The following is a 24081-nucleotide window of genomic DNA, read 5'->3' as shown; positions in this document are numbered from 1 at the left end:
GAACCGCATGACAGCAGCAGCACCGAAGCAGGTCCGTTACTTTGCGCTGATCCCCGCCGCCGGCGTGGGCGCGCGCATGGAGGCGGGCAGTCCCAAGCAGTATTTGCCCATCGCCGGCAAACCCATGCTGCGCCACGCGCTCGACGCCTTTCTCGCCAGCCCCCTGATCGCGCATACCTATATTGTCGTCAGCGCCGAGGATGGATTGATTGATACTGTCGTGCCCGAGCAGGGCGTGACTGTGCTGCGCTGCGGCGGCGCCACGCGCATGGAAACGATATTGAATGCCCTGCAAGCCTTGCACGGCAGCCTGGCCGCCTACGACCAGGTGCTGGTGCACGATGCGGCCCGGCCCGGCCTGACCCCGGCCTTGATCGCAAAGCTGATCACGGAAGTGGGCGAGCATGCGGCCGGCGGCTTGCTGGCCTTGCCCGTGGTCGACACCGTCAAGCGGGCCGGTCCGGCGAGCGTGTCGGCGCAGACGGTGCCGCGCGACGGCCTGTGGCTGGCGCAGACGCCGCAAATGTTTTCCTATGCCTTGCTGCACCGGGCCTTGTCCGAGGCAGCCGACCCGCACGCCATCACGGACGACGCCAGCGCCGTCGAAGCGCTGGGCCTGGCGCCCCGGCTCGTCGAAGGCCACCCGCGCAACCTGAAGGTGACCTTGCCGCGCGACATACACACGGCCGAGCTGTACCTGGCCCATCCTTGAATCCTGAACAGAAAGACCGCATGACGACCATCACCACTCCCGTACTGCCTTTCCGCATCGGCCAGGGCTATGACTGCCACGCGCTGGTGGAGCACCGCGACCTGATCATCGGCGGCGTGAAAATCCCCCATCACCTGGGCTTGCTCGGTCATTCCGACGCCGACGTGCTGCTGCACGCCATCACGGACGCCATCTTCGGCGCCGCCGCGCTGGGCGACATTGGCCGCCATTTTCCCGATACGGATGCGCAATTCAAGGGCGCCGATTCGCGCACCCTGCTGCGCGAAGCCGTGCGCCGCGTGCAAGGCGCCGGATATATCATCGGCAATATCGACGCCACCATCATCGCCCAGCGCCCGAAAATGGCGCCGCATATCGCCGCCATGTGCGCCAACGTGGCCGAAGACCTGGGCGTCACCGTGGGCCAGGTCAACATCAAGGCCAAGACGAATGAGAAACTGGGCTACCTGGGCCGGGAAGAAGGCATCGCGGCCGAAGCCGTGGCCTTGCTGCTGCGCGCCTGATACGCCACCGACGATCGACCACTGACAGGAGAGAGCATGTTCCAGCTACGCCGTAACAGTATCTTGCTTGCATGGGCACTGACCGCCGCGCCAGCGGCCTGGGCCGAACTGCAAGCCACGGGCGAGCCGCCCGCCGCCAGGCAGGGCTGGAAGGCCGAGACCGTAGCGCAGGGCGTGCGCCAGCCGTGGGGCATCGCCTGGCTGGGCGAGGGGCGCGCGCTCGTCACCAGCAAGCAGGGCAGCTTGCATCTGCTGAATGGCAAGAGCTTCGCCGACGTGACGCTGGAAGGCATGCCCAAGGTGTTTACGGGCGGGCAGGGCGGCTTGCTCGATATCGTGCTGCACCCGCAGGATGTCAACAAACCGAACCCGCGCGTGTACATGACAGTGTCGACGGGCACCAGTGACGCCAACCGCACGACCCTGGTGCGCGGCGTGTTCGATGGCAAGAAGGTGACGGGCATCCAGACCCTGTTCAAGGTGGCCACGGACAAAAGCGGCGGCCAGCACTTCGGTTCACGCCTGCTGTGGCTGCCGGATGGCACTTTGCTGATGAGCGTGGCAGATGGCGGCAATCCGCCCTTGCGCATCGGCGACCGCCTGGCGCGCGAGCAGGCGCAAAACCTGGCCACGCACCAGGGTTCCATCCTGCGCCTGACGGAAGACGGCAAGCCGGCGCCCGGCAATCCGCTGGCGGCCAAGGGTGCCTTGCCGGAAATCTGGTCGCTTGGTCACCGCAACGTGCAGGGCCTGGCGCTCGATCCTGTTTCCGGCCGCGTATGGGCCACGGAACACGGTCCGTACGGCGGTGATGAGCTGAACCTGGTGGTGGCGGGCGGCAACTATGGCTGGCCCCTGCAAAGCTATGGCGCCGACTACAAGACGCATGAAGCCGTCGGCCAGCATGAAGTGCCGGGCATGCTCAAGCCGAGCGTGGCCTGGGTGCCATCGCCGGCGCCGTCAGGGCTGGCCGTCTACACGGGCGACAAGATTGCCGCCTGGCGTGGCAGCATCTTCAGCGGCGGCCTGGCGGCCAAGGATATCCGCCGCATCGCCGTCGATGCCAGCGGCAAGGTGACGGGGCAGGACCGCCTGGCCATCGGCGCGCGCGTGCGCGACGTGCGCCAGGGGCCGGATGGCTACTTGTATGCGCTGACGGATGAAGACAACGGCCGCTTGCTGCGCATCGTGCCGCAGTAACACGCCAGGCGCCCACTTCGCTTAAGATGGCGCCTTTACTCCATTCAAGGTGGTGGCATGGCCCGTGATACTTATGCATACCGGCACGTTGCCGTCGAATCGCGCGCGATCCATGGTCGCGTGGAAGTGCGCCCCGTGCCGGGCCAGGCTTTTTCGCCCGAACTGGCCGTGCAGTGCTCGCGCCGCCTGGTCGACCTGCAGCGCTATCCGCTGGGCAGCCGTTTTTTGCTCTTTGCCAAGCTGACGGACCGCCTGGGCGGCACGCCGTTCCTGTATGCGTTTCACGGCGATGCAGACGTGCCGATGACGCCGGCCGAAGTGACGAAGTTCCTCGGGGAATTCCGCCGCGGCCGCATCTGAACCGACTTCATTGCTAGGCTTCGCAGGCCGCGCTGGCGCACGCCTTGGCGCTCGTTTGCGGCTTGCCGAAGAGCGCGATCGTCATGGCGCAGCCGAGGGCAAACAGACCGCCGACCAGCATCGCGCTCGATACGCCCAGTTGGTCGACGGCCAGGCCACCGAGCAAGGCGCCCGACGCCAGCGACACTTGCACGATGGCAACGAAGAGCGCGCTGCTGCCTTCCATCAAGTGTGGCGCGGCCTTGAACATCCACGTCTGTACGGCGATCGGCATGGCGCCGAAACCGAAGCCCCACACGGCCACCAGCAGCATGGCGGTGAGAGCATGGCTGCCGAACGCGGCCAGCGCCAGGGTGGACAAGCCCAGCACGACGCCCGTCAGCATCAGCGCGGCCCGTTCGTAGCGGCCAGCCGCCCAGCCGCCCACCAGATTGCCGATGAAGCCGGAAGCGCCATACACCAGCAGCATGGCGCTGACCGTGCCGGCCGCCAGGTGCGAGATCTGCGTGAGGAAAGGCGCGATATACGTGTAGGCGGCGAACTGGCCCGTAAACAGCATGGCCGTGGCGACCAGGCCCAGCCTGGCTTTGCGGATGCCGAAAATCATCGGCAACTGGCGCAAGCGGATGGCTTGTGTCGGCGGCAGCTTGGGCAGCAGCAATAGCTGTCCGAGAAAGACCAGCACGGCAATGGCGCTGGCTGCGCCGAAAGCCACGCGCCAACCGACCAGCTCGCCCACCAGCGCGCCGGCCGGCACGCCCGCCACCGTCCCCAGCGAGACGCCGGCGAAGATGATGGACATGGCGCGCGACGCATGCTGTGGCGCCACCAGGCGCGGGCCGATGGCGCTGCCGATGGCCCAGAAGCCGCCCACGCCCACGCCCAGCATGGCGCGGCCCAGCAATATCCACGCATATGAGGGCGCCAGCGCCACCAGCAGGTTCGAGGCGACGAGCAGGGCCGTGAGCGCCAGCAGCACGATGCGGCGGTCCATGCGGCCCGAGCCGACGGTCACGAAGATGGCGGCAAATGCGGCAACGATGCCGGGCGTGGTGATCATCAGTCCCGCCTGGCCCTTGCTGATGGCCAATTCGGCGGCCATGGCCGGCAGCAGGCCGACGGGCAGGAATTCGGAAGTAACGAGGGCGAAGGCGCCGATGCCGACGGATAAGACGGCCAGCCACGGCGCCACGGTGGTGTCGTCGCCAGTAGCGTTGGAAGATGTGTGCATGGGAGGTTCCTGAAAAGCCGGGAGGTTTTTAACCGGTCGGTATATAATCAGGGCAGGCAGACATTGTTGTCAACAATTTTTTACCGAACGGTATGAAACAAAATAAAAAAGAGCCAGTAGCCAAGGCGAAAACGGGGCGGCCACGCACCTTCGACGCGGACGAGGCGCTCGATTGCGCCATGAAAGTGTTCTGGGAAAAGGGCTATGAGGGCAGTTCCTTGCCGGAATTGACGAAAGCGATGGGCATGAACCGCCCCAGCCTGTATGCCGTCTTCGGCAACAAGGAGCAGCTGTTCCACAAGGCGCTCGAGCGCTACAGCGACACGCGCATGCGGTTTTTCGATGCGGCGCTGGAACAGCCGACGGCGCGCCAGGTGGTGGAAGCCCTGCTGACGCAATATGTCGACGCGCAAACCATGCCGGACGGACCGCACGGTTGCATGGGCGTGAATGCAGCGCTCGCCTGCAGCGACGATGCCTTGCCGATCCGTGATGAGTTGTTCGCGCGCCGGCTGCGCGGTGAAATCAAATTGCGCGACCGCTTGCGGCGCGCCAAGGAAGAAGGGGATTTGCCGCCCGATTCTTGCCCGGAGCAGCAGGCGCGCTTTGTCGTGACCCTGTCGCAGGGCATGGCCATCCAGGCGGCGGCAGGCGTATCGCGCGAGCAATTGCAGAAAATGGTAGGCCTGCTGCTACGCAATTGGCCGTTGTAACTACCCTGTTGGGTTGATGCTCTTTGCCAGCGCGCTGGGAGCCTTGCGCCGCCAGGCGGCCGTCAGGGCGGCGGCCAGCATGTCCAGCTCGGCGTCCGCCAGGCGCACCGTGATGCCGGCCAGCCGTTCGCCCCACCACAGCTTTTCGCAACCCGCTGGCGTGATGACGGTGGCGATATGCGCCGCTTCCGCATCGAGCAGCACGTTGATATGCTCGTCATCGGGCAGGGTGGCAAAGATTTTCCCGCCCACGCGGAAGGCCGGACGGTCGTGGTGTTCTTCCTCGGTGGTGTCGGGAAACGACAGTGCCAGATAGCGTAGTTCTTCCAGGTCAACCATTCCTCTTTCCCCCTGTTCGGATCGGTAGCAGCGTGACTACATTCTGCCATGCTGTTTCGCTGCGTGGTGCAGCAGCATGCGAAAAGAAATGCGCAAGATGCGACACTGGCGCGCGCATTTGTGGTGCTGGTGCGACAGCGCGCCAAGCCGGGCGACGGCTGTACTGCTCGCGCGGCTCGGTTCTCCAGGCTATTCTGCCTGTTTGATGCGTGCTTGCTATAAATATATTTTACATGGCAAAAAGAAAAATACTTTTCCTCATGGAATTTAAGATAGAATAGATTCAACGTTTTAACTGACCCGTCAACTGTCTGGCCTTGTCCCGGGAACCCGAACCCTTTCCAGGACGCTTGCAGTGCCGCCATGGCACGCCGCAAGTCCGCGTAGTGCTGCGGAAGCTACGTCCCCGACCGCTCATCCTTGCAATTGCTCGCGCTAAGCCGACACGCCTCAATGCAGCGTGTATTCAGCTCCAGCGCCCCTTGCTGCGCCCACTGAATACTTACTTACTGGATACCATCATGAAAAACTTGCCTAAAATCGCCCTGTCCCTGATCGCTATCGCTGTGTTTTCCCACGCGAACGCCAGCACCATCACCCTCTCCACCGGCTATTCGAATGCTGGCGCGCAAGCTTCCGCCGCCGCTTACCAGTCCGTGGTGGATAGCGCCGTGGCCACGCCGGGCGCCGGCTATGGCACGACGACCATCGCCAACTATAACAACGTGAATAACAGCGGCTTGTTCGGCAGCGGCTCGAATATCGCCTTCAAGTCGGTGATCAACTTTGGCGTCAGCGCGGCCGATGCGGGCGCCTGGAGCTTCCGCAGCGGCGTCGATTTCGGCAAGGGCGGCGCCCTGTTCCTCGATGGCGTGGCGCTGGACTTCAAGAGCAACGACATGTGGTGGGCAGGTAACTACAACAATGGCAGCCAGTTTTTCAGTGGTTCAAGCACCCTGACGGCCGGCAACCATACCCTGAGCATCTATGGCCTGGAAGGCTGCTGCGATGGCGGCCAGCAAGCGCAGTTCAAGGCGGGCAATAACAATTTCGCCAGCTTCGGCGCGAATGACGGCTTGATCTCGGCCGTCCCTGAGCCAACCACCTATGCCATGCTGCTGGTCGGCTTGGGCCTGCTGGGCTTTACGGCACGCCGCAAGCAGGAAGCCAAGTTCTAAGCAGCGAGATTCTGCGCGCCGTACGGCGCGCGTAAAAAAGCCCGCCGGTCTGTGCAGACACGGCGGGCTTTTTTGCTTGATGGCTACTTAATCGCCGCTGTCTTCGTCTTCGTCTGCGCCCTTGGCGGCCTTGCCCCGCTCGGCGTCGACGCCGCGCTGCAGGCCGGCCGCATCGCGGAAGAAGGCGTCCGTCGTGTGATTCGGGCTCAGGCGCAAGGCCGGCGGGTAGAGCGCCGACATATAGGCTTCGTCGGCCAGGCGGCCGCTGATCTGCAGGTTGTTCAGCAAAATCAGGGTCGAGCCGACGATGGCCAGCACGATGGCAACGAGGCCGAAGCGGCGCGGGTGCTGGGGCTTGATCGTGCACAAATGGTAGTAGATCATGGCGCAGACGATGAGGATGAACATATGCCGTCCGTAGCGCGTCAGCACTTCCAGCGAGAGCGCATACGCCGCCACATTGCTGCCCAGTTCCCACACTTCCATGGCCAGCAAGCCGCAGCCGATGATGAACAGGTGGCGGCCGAAGCGCGCCACATGGCCGAACAGGCGGTTTGCCACGGCCCAGATAGCCGCCCACACGAGGCCGCCCGCCAGCGCGGAGGCGATGACCATCAGGTAAGAAATCGGGTCGAAGGCTTCCGCATCGCTCAGCCAGTTGCTGAAGGCGGCCGAGGCGCCGATCATGGCCAGGCCGGCGACGGCGGGGCGCAAGCCTTCCCAGTCATGCCTGGTGGTATCGCTCAGCTCGGGCGCAACTGGGTGGTCGCTGGCGCGCACGCGCAGGCGCGTGTGGCCCAGGCGCACGATGCTGTTGCCGTTCAAGGCTACTTGCACTTGCCGCTGGCCTTGGTGGATCACGCCATTCTGGCTGCCCAGGTCGCGCAGCAGCAGGCCGCCTGCGCCGTCGTCTTCGACAATGGCGTGTTCGGCCGCCGTATGCGCGTCGTCGAGGATGAAGTCGTTGTCGTAACCGCGGCCGATACGGATCGGCAGGGCGGCGATGCACTGGCGCTGCTGCACGTCGCCATTATCGGCGAGGATTTCGATGAAGTACGGTGCTTTCATGGCTTGTGGCTGCTTTCCCGCGACAGCGCTTCGAGGAAGGTGCGCGTGACGCGCATGCCGTTGGCGTAGGATACGCCGCGCGCATCGATGCGGCTTTGCAGGCTCATGAGTGGCTCATCGGTGCTGGCGGCCAGCAGGGCAAAGTCGTACAGGCCTGTAAACTTGCGGTAGGCACGCACGCACAGGACGGCGCGCAGGGGCAGGGTGGCGTTCTTGACGAACTGTTCGGTGCAATGGGGGCCCGTCAGGTGCGCGCTCTTGTAGCTGCCGAAACTTTCATTCTTGAACGAGGCGCTGGCCAGTTCCGAAAAGCGCAGTGCGCTCAATGCGCTGCTGCGCAGGAATTCATGGCGCATCGACACTTGCCCCGTCTGCAGGGCGCCGGAAATGAAGATGGCCGATTCCATGGCGCAGCTGGTGTTGTCGAGCATATAGGGCTTGTCGGACTTGACGTTGGAGCGGCCCCAGCAGCGCATCTGGTCGGACTCGCGCACGGGCACGCGATACGGGCCCATGGCTTTCAGGCTCAAGGGCGTATCGAGCAGGCGCGCCAGCATGACGTCCTGGTGCGCCAGCAGCTGCGCCGTCACCAAAGGCTTGAAGTCCTTCGGCGCCTTGCCTTGCAGGGCGACCTTGGCCAGCAACTGCTGGGCATAACGGGCGGGAACGAGAAAACTGACGAGTTCTCCATCGAGGCGTTTCGACACATTCACGCCGGCTACGTCGCCATTCGCGGTGACGCTGGGGCCGCCGCTCATGCCGGAATTGATCGGCCCCGTAAACATCAGCTGGTCGTAAAAGCTGCGCGTGACGACGCCGTTGTACGCGCCTTCCGAAATGGCGAAGCCCAGGTCCAGCGGATTGCCCATCGAATACAGGTACTGGCCCTGAGTCAGGGGCGCCAGTGCATCCGGCATCTTGAAGAAACCCGTGCCATGGCGGTTCACGCGCAGCACGGCCAGGTCGTGCAGCACGTCGACGGCCAGCAATTCCACATTGCCGCGCTGGCCGCTGGTGTCGACCCATTCGCCCACGTAGGTATCGGGGTCGAGTGCGAATTGGGATACGACGTGATAATTGCTCACCACCAGGTCGCCCGTGCCGATCAAAAAGCCCGAGCCAACCGAGGACTGCGTGCGGCCATTTTTCAGCAGTACGCGCACTTGCAGGATATCGGCGCGCGCGGCCGTGTACAACTTTTGCGCGGCCGATGACGGTGGCGGCAGGGCCGCATGTTCGGTGGCGGCGGGCGCGGCGGTGGCAGGCGGCGGTTTGGCGGGGGGAGTCGAAGCGGTGGCGGCTGCGGCTGCCGTTGGGGGCGAGGCCGCGTGTGCGCCTGCGCCAGCGCACAGGCAGGCCAGCAGGAAGGCGTAGTTAGATAATTTCATGCATCCTTTGTGCGTGAGCAGGAGCGAAGCGGGCGCGGGCCGGCGCCCAGCTGACGCGCCGCCGCGCCGGTGCGGCAAGCCGGCGCGGCAAGCCGGTGCGGCAAGCCGGTGCGGCAATTACAGGGCGCCGTCTTCCAGCGCCGGCGCCGTTTCCGGCGTCATCATATGGCCCAGCTTGCTTTGCTTGGTATTCAGGTAGTGCTGGTTGAAGGCATTGCGGTTCACCAGCAGCGGCACCCGTTCGGCTACCGTGATGCCCAGCGCTTCCATGGCGGCGATCTTGCGCGGGTTGTTCGTCATCAGGCGCAGGCTGTTGATGCCGAATTGCGCAAACATGGGCTTGCACAAGGTGTAGTTGCGCGCGTCGGCCTTGAAGCCCAGCTGTTCATTCGCCTGCACCGTGTCGGCGCCCGCTTCCTGCAGGCGATAGGCGCGGATCTTGTTGATCAGGCCGATGCCACGCCCTTCCTGGCGCAGGTATAGCAAAATGCCGCGGCCTTCCTCGGCGATGCGTTTCAAGGCGCCCTCGAGCTGCGCGCCGCAGTCGCAGCGTTGGGAAAACAGTACGTCGCCCGTCAGGCATTCGGAATGCACGCGCGCCAGCACCGGTTCGCCGTTGCCGATATCGCCCAGCACCATGGCCAGGTGTTCCTTGCCCGTGGCGTGCTCGACAAAGGCGTGCAAGGTGAACTGGGCCCACGGCGTCGGCAGTGCGCAGGAAGTCGTGTAATCCAATTCGCCTGTTGCCAGGAGGTCTGCGCCGCTTTGCATGGTTGTGCTCATATAGGTAATGTTCAAAAATAAAGGCGCGCGACACCACTTCGGTGCCGGCGCGCCCTGTCATCATACCAAAAAGCAGGGGAAACCATCCCCCTGGCTGAGATTTGAAGGCTGGAATGCCTGGTGATATTGCTCTAGTTGCGGGCGGATCAGGCTTTTGCAAGACGGCTGGCCTTGCCGAATCCCCGTTCGACCAGTAAGAGCATGCCGCCAAAGATGGACAGATTCTTCAAAAAGTTGGTCAACTGGTCCTGGAAGTGGCTTGCGTCGGCGCTCCAGAAGGCGTGGAAGATCACCGTAGTCGGGATCAAAAACAGTGCCAGCGCCAGTGCCGCCCAGCGCGCCTGCCAGCCCGTGATCAGCAGCAGGCCGCCGCCCACTTCCAGGACGATGACGCCGACCAGCAAGATATTGGCGATTGGCAAGCCCTGGCTGGCCATGTAGCCGGCCACGCCCGCAAAGCCGCCGATTTTCAGCAAGCCCGAGACAAAGAACAGCACGCCAAGGGCGGCACGGCCGAGGGGGAGCAGGATATCCGTATTGTTTTTCATGCTGGTTTCCTTTTTCTTTATATTCATCAATTATTGAGGCAGGTCGAAGAGCAGAAATTCCGCATCTTCCGGTTGGGTAATCGTCACACTGGCTTCCTGCGTCAGTTTCAGCGCATCGCCCGCTTTCAAGGGCGTGCCGTTCACCACCAGGCTGCCGCGGATCAGGTGGACATAGGCGAGGCGGCCTTCCTCCAGCGCATGCTCGGCCTGTTCGCCTTCCTGCAGGATGCTGGCGTAGATGGCCGCATCCTGGTGTATCAGCACGGAACCCTGGCGGCCGTCGGAAGAGGCGATCAAACGCAGCTTGCCGCGTTTGCTTTCCGGCGTGAAGTGTTTCTCTTCATAGCTGGGTGGAATGCCCGTCACGTTCGGCTGTATCCAGATCTGCAGGAAGTGCAAGCCGTCCATGGCAGAATGGTTGAACTCGCTGTGGCGCACGCCGCTGCCGGCGCTCATGCGCTGCACATCGCCGTAGTGCAGCACGGAACCGGTGCCCATGCTGTCCTTGTGTTCGAGTGCGCCGTCGAGCACATACGAAATGATCTCCATGTCGCGGTGGCCGTGCGTGCCGAAACCCTGGCCTGGCGTGACGCGGTCTTCATTGATCACCAGCAGGGGGCCAAAGCCCATGTGCAGCGGATCGTGGTAGCTGCCGAAGGAAAAGCTGTGGTGGGAATTGAGCCAGCCGTGGTTGGCGGCGCCGCGTTCTTCGCTATGACGAATCTGTAACATGGTGGACTCCGTTTCTATAAGTGAATGTGCGATAATTTCGAAGGACCGTTGCCTGACAGTTGCCGTGGCGCCTGTGCTGCCCTTCGCTGTACGATGGAGAAAGTATAGGCCGCCCAGCGCGGAAAGAAAAACGGAAAATCTACCGTGCTATGATCGAAAAAATCGAATGTTAAGACTCAGCCTGGAAGCCTTGCAAATCGTCGACGCCATCGACCGTCGCGGATCGTTCTCGTCGGCCGGCAAGGAGCTGCACAAAGTCCCGTCCACCATTTCCTATACGGTGGCCAAGCTGGAAGATGACCTGGGCGTGCAAGTGTTCCAGCGCAATGGCCCGAAAGTCATGCTGACGGCGGCCGGCCAGGAATTGCTGAAAGAGGGCCGCTATCTGCTGAAGGCGGCGCAGGATCTCGAGCACCGCGTGCGCCGTGTGGCTTCCGGCTGGGAAACGGAATTGTCCATCGGCATCGACTCCATGTTTTCCGCCGTGGCCCTGGCCGACGACGTGCGCGCCTTCTATGACGTGGCGCAGCAGACGCGCTTGCGCCTGTCGCAAGACACCCTGTCGGGCACCTGGGAAGCGCTGCTGGACCGGCGGGTCGATTTGCTGGTGGGTGCGCCCGGCGACGGTCCAGCCGGCGGCGGCTATATCGCGCAGCCTATCGGCATGCTCGACTTCGTGTTTGTCGTGGCGCCCACGCACCCGCTGGCGCAGGTGCCCGAGCCCTTGTCGCGCGGCCACCTGCAGCAGCACCGGGCGGTGGTGGTGGCCGATTCGGCGCGCCAGATGGCGCCGCGCACCGTGGGCCTGTTGCTGGGACAAGATGCCTTGAGCGTGCCGACCATGCAGGTCAAGTTCGACTACCAGGTGCTGGGACTGGGCTTCGGCTTCTTGCCGGGACCGTGCGCGCGCGCCGCCATTGCCCGTGGCCAGCTGGTGGAAAAGGCCGTGGAAGAGCCGAAACCGTCGGAAACGTTTTATCTGGCCTGGCGAGTGGGCGAGGATGGCGCCGCGCTGCGCTGGTGGATGGCGCGCATGCGCGAACCGGATGTGTTTGCCCGCCTGGCGCAGCATCTGCCGGGCCGCGCGTGATACAAGGCTGGGATACGCTGGCGTGCCATTCTGCGCAGGTCTTAAAATGTTGACATACGCCAACACTTTTCAGTTACCATATTCACAGTATTTGCCGCCCGACCTCCACGCCCCGTAGTGGGATTTTGATGATTACACACACCGCAGCGCCCCTGATAGTTTCCCTTGACCTGGCCCAAGAGTGGGGTTGCCATGCTTGAATCGAAGGTTGCGCTGTGTCTGCGCCTGGCCCAGGATGCCCGTGAACAGACGGGGCCGCAGCAGGCCGCCACCATGGCGCGGCTGGAGGAGGAACTGGAGCGCTTGCGCGGCGCCAGCCGGCCCGTGGTGCGCGTGGCGCCGGCCGACGCCTTGCTGGAAATCGATCCCGATGGTTTCCTGATCGGCTGGAACCATGGCGCCGAACAGATGTTCGGGTATTCCGAACTGGAAGCCTTGGGCCAGCACATCCTGTTTTTGTATCCGGAAGACGACGCGGAAGCGAGCGTGCTGGAATTGCATTTCACCCAGGGCGACGTGGCCACCGATGTGCGCCGGCGCAAGAAGTCGGGCATGGCGACGTGGCTGCGCATGCACCGCCACGTGATCCTCGACCAGGCCGGCAAGGCGTGCGGCATGGCCGTGCGCCTGTCGGCCATGAGCGAGCCGCTGCCCGACGTGGACAAGGTCAAATTGCACGCGCGCATCATCGAAGACAGCGAGCAAGCGGTGCTGATCACGGATGCGGAAGAGCGCATCGTCTCCATCAACAGTTCCTTCAGCCGCATCACCGGCTATTCGCCGGCCGAAGCCATCGGCCGCACGCCGGACTTGCTGCGCTCGGGCGTGCACGATCCCGATTTCCGCGCCAAGGTGCGCGCCGCCATGCGCGGGCACGGCTCCTGGCGCGGCGAAATCATCGGCAAGCGCAAGAATGGCGAACTGTTCCCGCAAGATGTCACCATCAGCGTCGTGCGCGATGAATTTGGTGAAATCAGCCATGTGTTTTCCCTCTTTTCCGACATCAGCGCGCATAAGGATGCCGAGGCGCGCATGCAGCGCATGGCCAATTATGACAGTCTGACAGGCTTGCCCAATCGCTGCCTGCTGAACCAGCTGGTAGACCAGGGCCTGGCCGAAGCGAAACGCCAGGGCACGCATGGCGCGCTGATGGTCATCGACATCAGCCGCATCGGTTCCATCAGCGACACGCTCGGCCATGAAGTGGGTGACCAGCTGGTGATTGCCATCGGTCAATTGTTCCGTGGCGCCTTGCGCGAGGCAGACATCCTGGCCAGGGTCGACAACAGCAAATTCGTCGTGGCCCTGTTGCACATCGAAAAGCGCGAACATGCGGCGAATGTGGCGCAGAAATTGCTCAACCTGCTAGAAGCGCCGATCACTATCGACACCCACGCCCTGCACGTGGGCGCCAGCATCGGCATCACCGTGTATCCCGAAGATGGCCTGGAAGCGCCGGCCCTGTTCCGCTTTGCCGACGTGGCCGTGGCCAAGGCGGGGCAGACGATCGAATCGACCTTCCTGTTTTACCGCGAAGACATGAACCGGCGCGCCAAGGAACATTTGCGCCTGGAAAGTGAAATGCGGCTGGCGCTGGGCGACAAGGAGCTGGAACTGCATTACCAGCCCAAAGTGAGCCTGGCCAGTGGCCGCATCGTGGGCGCAGAAGCCTTGCTGCGCTGGAAGCATCCGATGCGCGGCATGGTCTCGCCTGGCGTCTTTATTCCCGTTGCCGAGGAAACCAGTTTGATCCTCGAACTGGGCACCTGGGTGCTGGACGAGGCGTGCCGGCAGATACGCAACTGGGAAGACCGTGGCCTGCACATGCCGGCCATTGCCGTCAACCTGTCGGCGCGCCAGTTCGACGAACAGTTGCCGGCGCGCATAGCGGCCGTGCTCGAACGCTACCAGGTGCGGCCCGATCAGATCATGCTGGAAATCACGGAAAGCCTGCTGATGCGCGGTGCCGACAAGGTCATCGACATCATGAACCAGCTGGTGGCCATGGGGCTGGCGCTGGCGCTGGACGACTTCGGCACCGGCTATTCCAGCCTGGCTTATCTGAAGAAGTTCCCCATCAGCACCCTGAAGATCGACCGCTCCTTCGTCATCGGCTTGCCTTTCGAGGAAAACGATTGCGCCATCGCCCGCGCCATCGTCACCATGGCGCAGCAACTGCGCCAGGAAATCGTCGCCGAAGGGGTGGAAACGGCCGAGCAGATGCGCTTCTTGCGCGAACTCGGCTGCGACCAGCTGCAAGGCTACCTGTTCAGCCCGGCAGTGCCGGCAGCGGAATTCGAGGTGATGCTGGGCGAGGGCAGGCAACTGCGCCTGGAGGCGGTGGCCGTTTAATTGCTGCCGCCGGCGGGTGCGGTCGTGCATGAAGCTTCAGGTATGCACGGCGGCGGCCGGTGCCCGTCTCTGGCGCTGCGCCATATACGAACTGCCCATGGAAGCGGCCATGATCATGGCGATGGCCAGCCATTGCGGTGCGTCCAGCCGTTCATCGAGCAAGATGAAGGCCAGCATGGCGGCGACGGCCGGTTCCATGCTGCTCATGATGCCGAAGGCTTGCGGCGTCAGCCGCTTCAGGGCCACCATTTCCAGCGAGATCGGTATCGCGCTGGAAATCAAGGCCACGCCCAGACCCACGCCCAGCACCACGGGCGAGAGCAGGGCGCCGCCGCTGTGCATCACGCCCACGGGCACCACCACCAGCGCGGCCATGGCCAGGCCCAGCGATACGGAATGGCCCGCATGCAAATGGCTGGCGCGCTTGCCGAAGATGATATAGGTGGCCCAGCAGACGGCGGCCCCCAGCGCGAACAGCACGCCCGTAGGATCGAGATTGCTGACGTCGTGGCCGAGCGGCAGCAGCAGCGCCAGTCCCGCCACGGCCAGGGCCACCCAGACGAAGTCGAGCGGCCGGCGCGACGCCAGCAGCGCCACGGCCAGCGGGCCGGAAAACTCGATCGCCACGGCGATGCCGAACGGGATCGTGCGCAGGGCCATGTAGAAACACAGGTTCGTCAAGCCCAGCGCCGCGCCGTACAGGGCCACCGTGCGCAAGTCGGCACGGCTCAGCTGCCAGCGCCAAGGGCGCCAGAACAGCAATAGCAGCAGGGCGGAAAAGCCCACGCGCACGGCCGTCGTGCCCTGCGCACCGACCAGCGGGAACAGGCTGTGCTTGGCCCACGAGGTGCCCAGTCCCAGGCAGGTGACGGAGCCGAGGATGGCCAGCAGGGGAATCAGGGAGGAGTAGCGGCGTAAGGGCATGGTGATAAAAGGCTTGATATCGGAATAGTGAAAGTTTATTGTGTCTGCTCTGATATTTGCACTGCATTTTGACCACCATGACGCAACTTTCGCTCACGCCTGCCCTCGCCCTCGATGCCTTCGACCTGGCGATCCTGGACATCTTGCAGCGCGATAACACGACCTCGCAGCGCGAAATCGCCCAGGTCGTGCACCTGTCCGCACCGGCCGTGCAGCGACGCATCCGCCGCCTGCGCGAAAGCGGCGTGATCCGTCAAGAAGTGGCCGTGCTCGACGCGAGCAGCCTGGGCCGCCCGCTGATACTCACGGTGGAAGTGCATTTGCACGACGAGCACCCGCTGCGCACGGCCGCCATGCGCGCGCGCATCATGGCCGAACCGGCCATCCAGCAGTGCTACGGCATCACGGGCGAGGCCGATTACCTGCTGATCATTACTGCCAGCAGCATGGCCGAATACGAGGCGCTGACGGAACGGCTGTTCGGCGGCGACGACAATATCCGGCGCTACCGCACCTCGGTGGCACTGACCTGCCTCAAGATGGGCTTGCACGTGCCGCTGGGATAGGGCACAGTCCAGGCAAATGACTATCTCCAAAAAGAAACAAGCCGCCGTAATGGCCACCATGCCCGCCCACCTGCGCGCAGCACTGGCAGGGTATGCGTGGGCGCGCGACAGCGTCGGTGAGTCGGACGCTGCGCTACAGCAAAGGTTGTTGCAGCAATATGGGGTCCTTGATGCCGATCAAGAAAAGCAGCAATTTCACTTGCTGCTCGACGAACTGTTCTGAGTGCGATCCAGGGGTTGCCGCCTGCGCACTGGCATCATCAGCGGGCACGCATGTGGGAGCTGGACGATGGGGGAGCAAGAAAATTCACATCTGCCTGAGCCTGGCCTTCTTGCTGCCTGGCTGGCATACTCGGTCACCGTATTCGACAGCGACTGTTATTGAGGGGCGCGATGTCGCACCCAGAAATGGCATTGATTCCTAGCCTATATTTCATGCTAAAAAGAGATGAAGCGCAGTGTCGCCCACGCCCACCCGTGCGCGTGTCACAATGCGTGACCCGCACGCCACGTGCCACTGACCCCAGGACTTTCATGACCCGCGCCATCCTCGACGAAGCCCAGATCCATCCCGCCGCCCGCCCTTTGATCGGCAGCAAGCATACGGACATCGTGCGCGAGGTGCAGGCTGCCATCGCCGCGCACCAGGTGGTGGTGGTCGGCATGGCGCTCAATCCGTTTCCGCGCAAGGCGCGCAAGATACTCGACGTGCTGGGCACGCCCTACCAGTACCTGCAATACGGCAGCTATTTGAACCAGTGGCACCGCCGCAATGCCTTGAAAATGTGGACGGGCTGGCCAACTTTCCCCATGATTTTTGTGAATGGCGTGCTGATCGGTGGCGCCAGCGAGCTACAAAAGCTGGTGGAAAATGGCGAGTTCAGCGCCATGCTGGCAAAGAAGGTGCGCCAGTTTTAAGCGCTGCCTTACTCGCCCGGCCGCCACGGCGACTTGCGCGTGCGCGGCGGGTCGAGCAAGCTGCGCAAATCATTGTGATCGAGCTCGTACATCAGCGCGATTAAACTGCCCAGTTCTCCCGAGGGGAAGCCCTCGCGCGCGAACCAGCCCAGGTAGTGTCCCGGCAAGTCGGCCAGCAGCCGCCCCTGATATTTCCCATATGGCATTTCGCGCGTGAGCAGCAGCGCCAGTTTTTCTGAATTCATGCAAGGGCTCCGGTTTCGATCGGGCCAGTGTAGCAGATCCGCATATTCTTGATTTCAGCGCAATTATCTTCTTCCTGATCAAGTATTTTTCGCCACAAAGAAAACCCCGATACTGCGTGCCAACATCTTTTATCGGAGTTTGTCATGCCCATTGCCTTGCTCGCGCTGACCCTCAGCGCATTTGCCATCGGAACCACCGAGTTTGTCATCGTCGGGCTGTTGCCCACCATCGCCGCCGACCTGGGTGTCAACCTGCCGTCGGCCGGCCTGCTGGTCAGCCTGTATGCGCTGGGCGTCGCCGTCGGCGCGCCCGTGCTGACTGCCCTGACGGGCAAGATCCCCCGCAAGACCCTGCTGCTCTCCTTGATGGTCTTGTTCACCCTGGGTAACTTGCTGGCCTGGAAGTCGCCCGGTTACGTAACCCTCGTTATCGCCCGCATCCTGACGGGGCTGGCGCATGGCGTATTCTTTTCCATCGGCTCGACCATCGCCACGTCCCTGGTGCCGAAGGACAAGGCGGCCAGCGCGATCGCCATCATGTTTTCGGGCTTGACCGTGGCCCTGGTGACGGGCGTGCCGCTGGGCACCTTCATCGGCCAGCACTTCGGCTGGCGCGAAACCTTCCTCGCCGTTTCGGCGCTGGGACTGGTGGCGTTTATCGGCAGCCTGCTGTACGTGCCTTCGAGCATCGCCCACAGCAAGCCGGCCTCGCTGTTGCAGCAGGTGCAGGTGCTGGGCCAGCCGCGTTTGCTGCTGGTGTACGCCATGACGGCCGTCGGCTATGGCGGCTCCTTCATCGCCTTCACGTATCTGGCGCCGATTTTGCAGCAAGTGTCGGGTTTCAGTGCCGGCGCCGTGGGCGCGGTGATGCTCGTGTATGGCGTGTCCGTGGCATTCGGCAATATCTGGGGCGGCAAGCTGGCTGACAAGCAGGGTCCGGTGCGTGCCCTGAAACTGATCTTTTTACTGCTGGCGTTTGTGTTGCTGCTGTTGACCTTTACGGCGCCCCATCCGGTGCTTGTCGTCATCACCGTGCTGCTGTGGGGCGCCGTGGCATTCGGCAACGTGGCCGGATTGCAAGTGTATGTGGTGCAGCAAGCCGAACACTTCGCGCCGCGCGCCGTGGACGTGGCTTCCGGCCTGAATATCGCCGCCTTTAACCTGGGCATCGCCGGTGGCGCCTGGGGCGGCGGCCTGATCGTGGAGCAACTGGGCCTGGTACACACGGGCTGGATAGGTGCCCTCGTCGTGCTCGGTGCCTTCGGCTTGACGGCCCTGAGCGGCCGGATGGACCGGCTGAATCCGATTCCCGTTGCCGCAGATGCTGGCGGTGAAAAGTCGATCCATGCTGTAGGGCACTAAACCGTACGTTGTCCGGCGTGGTCTGCAAGCAAGTTGCCGGCACGGGCGAGAGGATGGCTTAAAATGGGGCTTACTTTCCTTTGGCCCCTACTCCCCATGCCCGATACCGCAATGTCACCCCTGCGCCTGCGCGCCGCCCTCAATCCGAAACCGCTGGGCGTTGCCCTGTTGCTCATCGTGCTCGGTGCCTGGTATCTGGCGCTGAGCGTCGGCGCCACCCAGTCTGCGCTGTATGTGGTGGGCGCCTTGCTCGGCATCACCCTGTATCACGCGGCCTTCGGTTTTACTTCGGCCTGGCGCGTCTTCATTGCCGATGGGCGCGGCGACGGCTTGCGCGCGCAAATGCTGATGCTGGCCGTGGGCGTGGCGCTGTTCTTCCCCGCGCTGTCGGCCGGCACCCTGTTCGGCACGCCCGTGGCGGGCCTGGTCTCGCCGGCCGGCACTTCGGTGATTGTCGGTGCCTTCCTCTTTGGCATCGGCATGCAACTGGGCGGCGGTTGCGCCTCCGGCACGCTTTACACAGTCGGTGGCGGCAGCACGCGCATGCTCATCACCCTGGCAGCCTTCATCGTCGGCTCCGTGATCGGCACGGCGCACATGCCATTCTGGACGGCGTTGCCGCAATTGAAACCCATTTCCCTCGTCACAAGCCTGGGCTTGGCGCCCGCGCTGGTGCTGAACTGGAGCGTCTTCGCACTGATCGCCGGCCTCACGGTCTACGTTGAAAAGCGCCGCCATGGCAAGCTCGTCGCCACGCCCCTGCGCCCGGCGCAGGCGTCGCCGTGGCTGCATGGTCCGTGGCCGCTGGTGGCGGGCGCCGTTGCCCTCGTCGTACTCAATTTCGCCACCCTGGCGCTGTCGGGCAAGCCGTGGGGCGTGACGTCCGCGTTTGCCCTGTGGGGCGCCAAGGCCGCGTCCGTGGTCGGCATCGACACGGCCAGCTGGGCCTATTGGTCCACCAAGGCCAACGCCGCCGCCCTGGCCGCGCCTTTGATGCAAGACAAGACTTCCGTGATGGATATCGGCATCGTGCTGGGCGCCATGCTGGCGTCGGCCCTGGCCGGCCGCTACGCACCCGTGTGGCGCATCCCGCGCCGTTCGCTGATCGCCGCCATCGTCGGCGGCTTGCTGCTCGGCTACGGCGCGCGCCTGGCGTATGGCTGCAATATCGGCGCGTACTTCAGCGGTATCGTCTCGGGCAGCGTGCACGGCTGGCTGTGGCTGGTCTGCGCCTTCGTCGGCAACGTCGTCGGCACGCGTTTGCGTCCGTGGTTCGGGCTGGAAGTGGAGCACGTGAAACCGAGCGGCTGCTGAAGCCTGCTTGCAACGGGCGCGGCAATCCCGTGTATATTGCAGCCCACTTTCCATCTGCTGCGCATCGCCCATGTCCCCCACCATCCTGTTTTCCGTCGTCCTCGCGTATTTCCTGATCCTGCTGGGCGTCGCGTGGCGCACGTCGCGCCACGCCACCAACGACAGTTTTTTCATCGGCAACAAGGACAGCAACTGGATGCTAGTGGCCTTCGGCATGGTCGGCACCACGCTCACGGGCGTCACCTTCATCAGCGTGCCCGGTGCCGTCGGGAGCAACGGTTTCGGCTACATCCAGCTGATGATCGGCTATGTGCTGGGCTATCTTGCCATCACGTTCATCTTGCTGCCGCTGTATTACCGGCTGCAGCTCACGTCGATTTACCGCTACCTTGAGCTGCGCCTGGGACGGCGTTCCTACCAGAGTGGGGCGGCGTTTTTCATCGTGTCGCGCCTGCTGGGCGCGACGGCGCGGCTGTATCTGGTGGTCAATATCCTGCAGGCGACGATACTCGACAGCTTTGACGTGCCATTCTGGCTGACGGCTGGCGTCGTGCTGCTGTTGATCCTGCTCTACACCTACGAGGGTGGCGTCAAGACCATCGTCTGGACCGATACCCTGCAAACGGCGTGCATGCTGGCGGGCCTCGTGATCTGCAGCGTGTTTTTGCTGCGCGAGATGGACCTGACCCTTGTCGACAGCCTCGAACGCATGCGCGCGCAAGGGCTCACGCGCATCTTCAACTTGGACCCGGACAGCCCCGCCTATGTGTGGAAGCACATTATCGCCGGCATGTTCATTACCATCGCCATGACGGGCATGGATCAGGAAATGATGCAAAAGAACATTTCCGTGCGGTCCTTGCGCGATTCGCAAAAGAATATGCTCAGCCTGACCGTCGTGCTCACGTGCGTGTTGCTGCTGTTCCTCTTCCTCGGCGGCTTGCTGCACCTGTATGCGCCGCTGGCCGGCGTGACGGCGACGGGCGACAAACTGTTCCCCGCCGTGGTGCTCGGGCATTTCCCCGCCATGGTGCAGCTGATCTTTTTCATCGCCCTCATTTCCGCCCTGTTTCCCAGCGTGGACGGGGCGCTCACGGCGCTCACGTCCACCTTTTGCATCGATATTCTGGGCCTGCAGCGCAGGCAGGATTTGAGTGCCGCCGTGCAGATGCGCTGGCGCCGCAAGGTGCACCTGGGTTTTGCGGCACTGTTTTTGATCCTGATCATGGCCTTCAAGTGGTTTGACGATCCCAGCATGATAGGCGTGATCTTGAAGCTGGCCAGCTATACCTATGGTCCGCTGCTGGGCCTGTTCGGCTTCGGCCTGCTGAGCCGGCGCGGCGTGCGCGACCGTTGGGTGCCGCTGGTGGCCGTGGCGGGGCCGCTGCTGTGCGCGCTGATCGAAGGGGAGCAAGCGCGGCTGTTCGCACATTACCGCCTCGGACTGGAATTGCTGATACTGAATGGCGCCCTGGTGCTGGCTGGCCTGTTCCTTATTTCCACGCCGCCAGCGCAGGCTGGCCAAGGTGCGGCGCACTTGTCAAAATAAGACGATTCCAGTTGTTTTCAGTTATATTGGTTTCCTTTAGGTACATAAACTCACGGAGCATCAATGTCACTCAACCCCTTCCCGCCGCTGCGCCGCGGTTTTGGCGCATTCTGGCGCGCGCTGGACGCCACCCGACGCGTGGTCGTCAATCTGATTTTTCTGCTGATCGTCATCGCCATCCTGATCGCCATCTTTGGCGGCGGCGCCAAGCCCCTGGCGGAAAAGACCACCCTGGTACTCGACCTGCAAGGCCCGCTGGTCGAGGAAACCCCGGGTGGCGTGCGCGAGGCGGTGCTGGCCAATGTCAGCGGCGAAGCGAGGAAAAGCGTGCAGCTGCGCGACGTGCTGGCGGTGCTCGACACGGCGTCCAAGGACAAGAACATCGGTTCCATGGTGATCCTGCTGGATGAATTGCAGGGCGGCGGCCTGGCCTCGCTGCGCGAAGTGGCGGCCGGCGTGGAACGCTTCCGCGCCACGGGCAAGAAAGTCACGGCCTGGGGTTCGAGCTACAACCAGCGCCAGTACCTGGTGGCGGCCAAGGCCGACGAGGTATTCCTGCACCCGATGGGCGGCGTCATGCTGGAAGGCTTCGGCCGCTACCGCAATTACTACCGCGACGCGCTCGACAAAGTGGGCGTGACGGTGAACCTGCTGAAAGTGGGCACGTATAAAAGCGCGGCCGAGCCGTTCATCGCCAACGGCCCATCCGAAGCGGCGGCCGAAGCGGACCGCTACCTGAACAACGGCCTGTGGGCCACCTATACGGCGGACGTGGAAAAAGCGCGCAAACTGCCTGCCGGCGCCATCATGCAAGCGATCGATGCGCTGCCCGATCTGATGACGGCGGCCGGCGGCGACCTGGGCAAGCTGTCGCTGAACGCCAAGCTGGTCGACGGCCTGAAAACGCGCGATGAACTGCGCCAGTTCATGATGGCGCGCGGTGCCAAAAACACGGAAGGCACGAACTTCCGCCAGGTGAATTACAGCGATTACCTGGCGCGTTTGCGTCCCGTGCACATGGGCGACGCCGTCGGCGTGGTCATCGCCTCCGGTGAAATCGGCGATGGTATTGCGCCACCGGGCGCCATCGGCGGCCTGTCCACTTCGCGTTTGATCCGCCAGGCACGCGAAGACAAGTCGATCAAGGCTGTCGTGCTGCGTATCGATTCGCCGGGCGGCAGCGCCTTCGGCTCGGAACTGATTCGCCGCGAACTGGAACTGACGCGTGCCGCCGGCAAGCCGGTCGTCGTCTCGATGGGCAACGTGGCCGCTTCGGGCGGTTACTGGATCAGCACCTCGTCCGATGAAGTGATCGCCGACGCGGCCACCATCACCGGTTCCATCGGCGTGTTCGCGATTTTGCCGACGGCCGACAAGGTGGTCGACAAGCTGGGCATCCATACGGCCGGCTCGCCCACCACCTGGCTGGCCGACGCGGGCAACCCGCTGCGTCCGCTCGATCCCCGTTTCGCGCAAGTGATCCAGGGGTCGATCAACCATGTGTATGGCAACTTCCTGGACCTGGCTGCCAAGGCGCGCAAGACGACGCCGGAAAAGATCAATGACGTGGCGCAGGGCCGCGTCTGGACAGGCTTGCAGGCGAAAGAGCGCAATCTGGTCGACCGCATCGGCAGCTATGGCGATGCACTGGCGTCGGCGGCCAAGCGCGCCAAGCTGGGCAGCGACTATCGCGTGACCTACCTGGAGCAGGAAACATCGAACGTGGACCGCCTGATCGGTATGTTTGGCTCCAGGGCCATGGCCACGCTGGGCCTGGGTGAGCACGTGAAGCTGGGCCTGGCCACGACGGGCTTGCCGGCTGACGCGGCGCTGGGCATGGCGCAGGACTTGAGCTGGCTGTCGGGTATCACGCGCGAGCACAAACCGTTCATGGCCCTCACGCACTGCTTGTGCGAGGTGCCTCTGGGCGGCAAGTAACACCTACCTAAACAGCATCCCAAGCCGGCTTCGCCCGGCTTGTTTCATATCAGGAGCAAGGCATGGCAAACGACATGAGTACACAGACTGACACGGCGATCGCCATTCGCCCGTGCGTCAAGGGAGACGAACCCGCGCTGGCGCTGGTGGGGCAGGCCACCTTTCTTGAAGCGTTTGCCGGCATCCTCGATGGCGCCGACATCATCGCCCATTGCCAGCGCCAGCACGACGTGCAGCTGTACCGCGACTGGCTGGCGCTGCCGGCCATGCGTTTATGGCTGGCCGAGGCCACGCCCGGTGGTGCTCCCGTGGGCTATCTGGTGCTCAGCCCCGCCAGCCTGCCGGTGGCCGACCCGCAGCCAAATGATTTGGAAATCAAGCGCATCTACCTGCTGCACCGTTTCCAGGGCCGGCGCGTGGGGCAACGCCTGATGCAGGCGGCGCTGGCGCAGGCGCGCGCCGGCGGGGCAGGGCGTGTGCTGCTGGGCGTGTATGCGGAAAACCACGACGCGCTGGCGTTTTATGCACGCTGCGGCTTTGCGCAACTGGGCCGGCGCACGTTTCGCGTGGGCCGCACCGATTACCAGGACGTCATCCTCGGCATGACGCTGTAAAGCCAGGTAAAGATTGGCTGCCGCATCCCCTCCGAATTCCCTCCAAAAATGGCCGCGCCGGCCCGTGTCAAGGCCGCAGGCGGGAATTTTGTAGCGAGTTTGTATCGACCTGTCCGTCGCGCGCCGTGTGCCGCGGCTGCGCCTCCTGGCCCCGCAAGCCTGATTTTTCCATCGTCCCCGCCTTTGTGCTGCGCCGTACTGCCCGCTGGCTGGTAACGCCCGGCGGTTGGCGCCTGTGCAATTGTTTCAAATCGAAATGAATCAGAAACATGACTATGCTAGAGTCGTTTCACGATGGGGGCACAGCTTTTTCAGCTGATTTTCAGCTCTTGACTCCCTCACGTTTTGCAGCTAATTCAACCCCGAAAAACGGTCGTCCGGCTTGAGTGTGTCCCACCTCGGCCGGCGCCACAGACTCGCCGTGCCAGCGGCC

The 24081-nt window shown here is 63.5% G+C and carries 24 protein-coding genes and 1 pseudogene; 16 read left to right on the top strand and 9 right to left on the bottom strand.

Going from position 1 to position 24081, the window contains the following annotated elements:
- Nucleotides 1-7: 7 nt before the first annotated feature.
- The 4 genes from ispD to K0F85_RS02020 are packed head-to-tail and all read left to right on the top strand — an operon-like array spanning nt 8 to nt 2796.
- Nucleotides 8-712, top strand: coding sequence for a 2-C-methyl-D-erythritol 4-phosphate cytidylyltransferase (ispD, locus tag K0F85_RS02035; RefSeq protein ID WP_219114322.1), 705 nt, complete (start codon nt 8-10; stop codon nt 710-712).
- A 20-nt stretch (nt 713-732) separates the two neighbouring features.
- Nucleotides 733-1236 (top strand): 2-C-methyl-D-erythritol 2,4-cyclodiphosphate synthase, encoded by a 504-nt coding sequence (gene ispF / locus K0F85_RS02030; RefSeq protein WP_219114321.1) that lies wholly within the window; start codon nt 733-735, stop codon nt 1234-1236.
- A 36-nt stretch (nt 1237-1272) separates the two neighbouring features.
- Nucleotides 1273-2436 carry a PQQ-dependent sugar dehydrogenase gene (locus K0F85_RS02025; protein WP_219114320.1) on the top strand — a complete coding sequence of 388 codons (1164 nt, stop codon included), beginning with the start codon at nt 1273-1275 and terminating at the stop codon, nt 2434-2436.
- A 57-nt stretch (nt 2437-2493) separates the two neighbouring features.
- A complete protein-coding gene (locus tag K0F85_RS02020; protein WP_219114319.1) occupies nt 2494-2796 on the top strand; it encodes a hypothetical protein in 303 nt (100 codons plus the stop codon).
- A 13-nt stretch (nt 2797-2809) separates the two neighbouring features.
- On the opposite strand, the gene K0F85_RS02015 is transcribed toward K0F85_RS02020, so the two are convergent.
- Nucleotides 2810-4027, bottom strand: a complete 1218-nt coding sequence (locus K0F85_RS02015; protein ID WP_219114318.1) for an MFS transporter — start codon at nt 4025-4027, stop codon at nt 2810-2812.
- A gap of 92 nt (nt 4028-4119) precedes the next feature.
- On the opposite strand from K0F85_RS02015, the gene K0F85_RS02010 reads away from it, so the two are divergent.
- Nucleotides 4120-4740, top strand: a complete 621-nt coding sequence (locus K0F85_RS02010; protein ID WP_219114317.1) for a TetR/AcrR family transcriptional regulator — start codon at nt 4120-4122, stop codon at nt 4738-4740.
- Here the strand turns inward: K0F85_RS02010 and K0F85_RS02005 are convergent, their stop codons facing one another.
- Nucleotides 4741-5079 (bottom strand): MmcQ/YjbR family DNA-binding protein, encoded by a 339-nt coding sequence (locus K0F85_RS02005; RefSeq protein ID WP_219114316.1) that lies wholly within the window; start codon nt 5077-5079, stop codon nt 4741-4743. It abuts the gene before it with no gap.
- Nucleotides 5080-5600: 521 nt separating this feature from the next.
- On the opposite strand from K0F85_RS02005, the gene K0F85_RS02000 reads away from it, so the two are divergent.
- Nucleotides 5601-6257: a CCXG family PEP-CTERM protein gene (locus K0F85_RS02000; RefSeq protein ID WP_219114315.1), complete on the top strand. Its 657-nt coding sequence runs from the start codon at nt 5601-5603 to the stop codon at nt 6255-6257.
- An 87-nt stretch (nt 6258-6344) separates the two neighbouring features.
- Here K0F85_RS02000 and K0F85_RS01995 read toward each other — a convergent pair whose 3' ends face one another.
- The 5 genes from K0F85_RS01995 to K0F85_RS01975 all read right to left on the bottom strand — a co-directional run bounded on the left by K0F85_RS01995 (nt 6345) and on the right by K0F85_RS01975 (nt 10776).
- Nucleotides 6345-7325, bottom strand: coding sequence for an FHA domain-containing protein (locus K0F85_RS01995; protein ID WP_219114314.1), 981 nt, complete (start codon nt 7323-7325; stop codon nt 6345-6347).
- Nucleotides 7322-8713 (bottom strand): serine protease, encoded by a 1392-nt coding sequence (locus K0F85_RS01990; protein WP_219114313.1) that lies wholly within the window; start codon nt 8711-8713, stop codon nt 7322-7324. Before K0F85_RS01990 ends, K0F85_RS01995 begins: the two co-directional genes overlap by 4 nt.
- Nucleotides 8714-8830: 117 nt before the next feature.
- Nucleotides 8831-9484 (bottom strand): GTP cyclohydrolase II, encoded by a 654-nt coding sequence (gene ribA / locus K0F85_RS01985; RefSeq protein WP_099378311.1) that lies wholly within the window; start codon nt 9482-9484, stop codon nt 8831-8833.
- Between the two features lie 158 nt (nt 9485-9642).
- Nucleotides 9643-10044: a DoxX family protein gene (locus K0F85_RS01980; RefSeq protein ID WP_219114312.1), complete on the bottom strand. Its 402-nt coding sequence runs from the start codon at nt 10042-10044 to the stop codon at nt 9643-9645.
- 30 nt (nt 10045-10074) lie between these two features.
- Nucleotides 10075-10776: a pirin family protein gene (locus K0F85_RS01975; protein ID WP_219114311.1), complete on the bottom strand. Its 702-nt coding sequence runs from the start codon at nt 10774-10776 to the stop codon at nt 10075-10077.
- Between the two features lie 166 nt (nt 10777-10942).
- Between K0F85_RS01975 and K0F85_RS01970 the strand changes: the two genes are divergently transcribed.
- Nucleotides 10943-11866, top strand: coding sequence for a LysR family transcriptional regulator (locus tag K0F85_RS01970; RefSeq protein ID WP_219114310.1), 924 nt, complete (start codon nt 10943-10945; stop codon nt 11864-11866).
- 192 nt (nt 11867-12058) lie between these two features.
- Nucleotides 12059-14218 carry a bifunctional diguanylate cyclase/phosphodiesterase gene (locus tag K0F85_RS01965; protein ID WP_219114309.1) on the top strand — a complete coding sequence of 720 codons (2160 nt, stop codon included), beginning with the start codon at nt 12059-12061 and terminating at the stop codon, nt 14216-14218.
- A gap of 36 nt (nt 14219-14254) precedes the next feature.
- On the opposite strand, the gene K0F85_RS01960 is transcribed toward K0F85_RS01965, so the two are convergent.
- On the bottom strand, nt 14255-15142 hold the full coding sequence (locus tag K0F85_RS01960) for a DMT family transporter (protein ID WP_219114308.1): 888 nt from the start codon (nt 15140-15142) through the stop codon (nt 14255-14257).
- Nucleotides 15143-15219: 77 nt separating this feature from the next.
- On the opposite strand from K0F85_RS01960, the gene K0F85_RS01955 reads away from it, so the two are divergent.
- The 3 genes and pseudogenes from K0F85_RS01955 to K0F85_RS01945 all read left to right on the top strand — a co-directional run bounded on the left by K0F85_RS01955 (nt 15220) and on the right by K0F85_RS01945 (nt 16626).
- Nucleotides 15220-15708 carry an Lrp/AsnC family transcriptional regulator gene (locus K0F85_RS01955; RefSeq protein WP_219114307.1) on the top strand — a complete coding sequence of 163 codons (489 nt, stop codon included), beginning with the start codon at nt 15220-15222 and terminating at the stop codon, nt 15706-15708.
- A gap of 118 nt (nt 15709-15826) precedes the next feature.
- Nucleotides 15827-15931 (top strand): annotated as a pseudogene (locus tag K0F85_RS29180) (APH(3') family aminoglycoside O-phosphotransferase); the annotation flags it as partial.
- A gap of 311 nt (nt 15932-16242) precedes the next feature.
- Nucleotides 16243-16626, top strand: coding sequence for a glutaredoxin (locus K0F85_RS01945; RefSeq protein ID WP_076571986.1), 384 nt, complete (start codon nt 16243-16245; stop codon nt 16624-16626).
- A gap of 8 nt (nt 16627-16634) precedes the next feature.
- Here the strand turns inward: K0F85_RS01945 and K0F85_RS01940 are convergent, their stop codons facing one another.
- Entirely contained in the window at nt 16635-16871 is a 237-nt protein-coding gene (locus K0F85_RS01940) for a DUF3820 family protein (protein ID WP_219114305.1), read from the bottom strand.
- Between the two features lie 144 nt (nt 16872-17015).
- Between K0F85_RS01940 and K0F85_RS01935 the strand changes: the two genes are divergently transcribed.
- From K0F85_RS01935 to K0F85_RS01915, 5 genes are all read left to right on the top strand, one after another.
- Nucleotides 17016-18233, top strand: coding sequence for an MFS transporter (locus K0F85_RS01935; RefSeq protein WP_219114304.1), 1218 nt, complete (start codon nt 17016-17018; stop codon nt 18231-18233).
- Nucleotides 18234-18329: 96 nt separating this feature from the next.
- The gene (locus K0F85_RS01930) at nt 18330-19547 is read left to right on the top strand and encodes a YeeE/YedE family protein (RefSeq protein WP_219114303.1); all 1218 of its coding nucleotides are present in this window, start codon (nt 18330-18332) and stop codon (nt 19545-19547) included.
- Nucleotides 19548-19617: 70 nt separating this feature from the next.
- Nucleotides 19618-21096, top strand: coding sequence for a sodium:solute symporter (locus tag K0F85_RS01925; protein WP_219114302.1), 1479 nt, complete (start codon nt 19618-19620; stop codon nt 21094-21096).
- Nucleotides 21097-21159: 63 nt separating this feature from the next.
- Entirely contained in the window at nt 21160-23034 is a 1875-nt protein-coding gene (gene sppA, locus K0F85_RS01920; RefSeq protein WP_219114301.1) for a signal peptide peptidase SppA, read from the top strand.
- A 74-nt stretch (nt 23035-23108) separates the two neighbouring features.
- Nucleotides 23109-23648 (top strand): GNAT family N-acetyltransferase, encoded by a 540-nt coding sequence (locus tag K0F85_RS01915; RefSeq protein WP_219114300.1) that lies wholly within the window; start codon nt 23109-23111, stop codon nt 23646-23648.
- Nucleotides 23649-24081: the final 433 nt, after the last annotated feature.

It is taken from the genome of Janthinobacterium sp. UMAB-56 (assembly GCF_900095265.1).
Lineage (GTDB): Bacteria > Pseudomonadota > Gammaproteobacteria > Burkholderiales > Burkholderiaceae_D > Janthinobacterium.
Note: the sequence above shows the minus strand (reverse complement) of the source record. Positions and strands in the feature narration are given on the sequence as shown.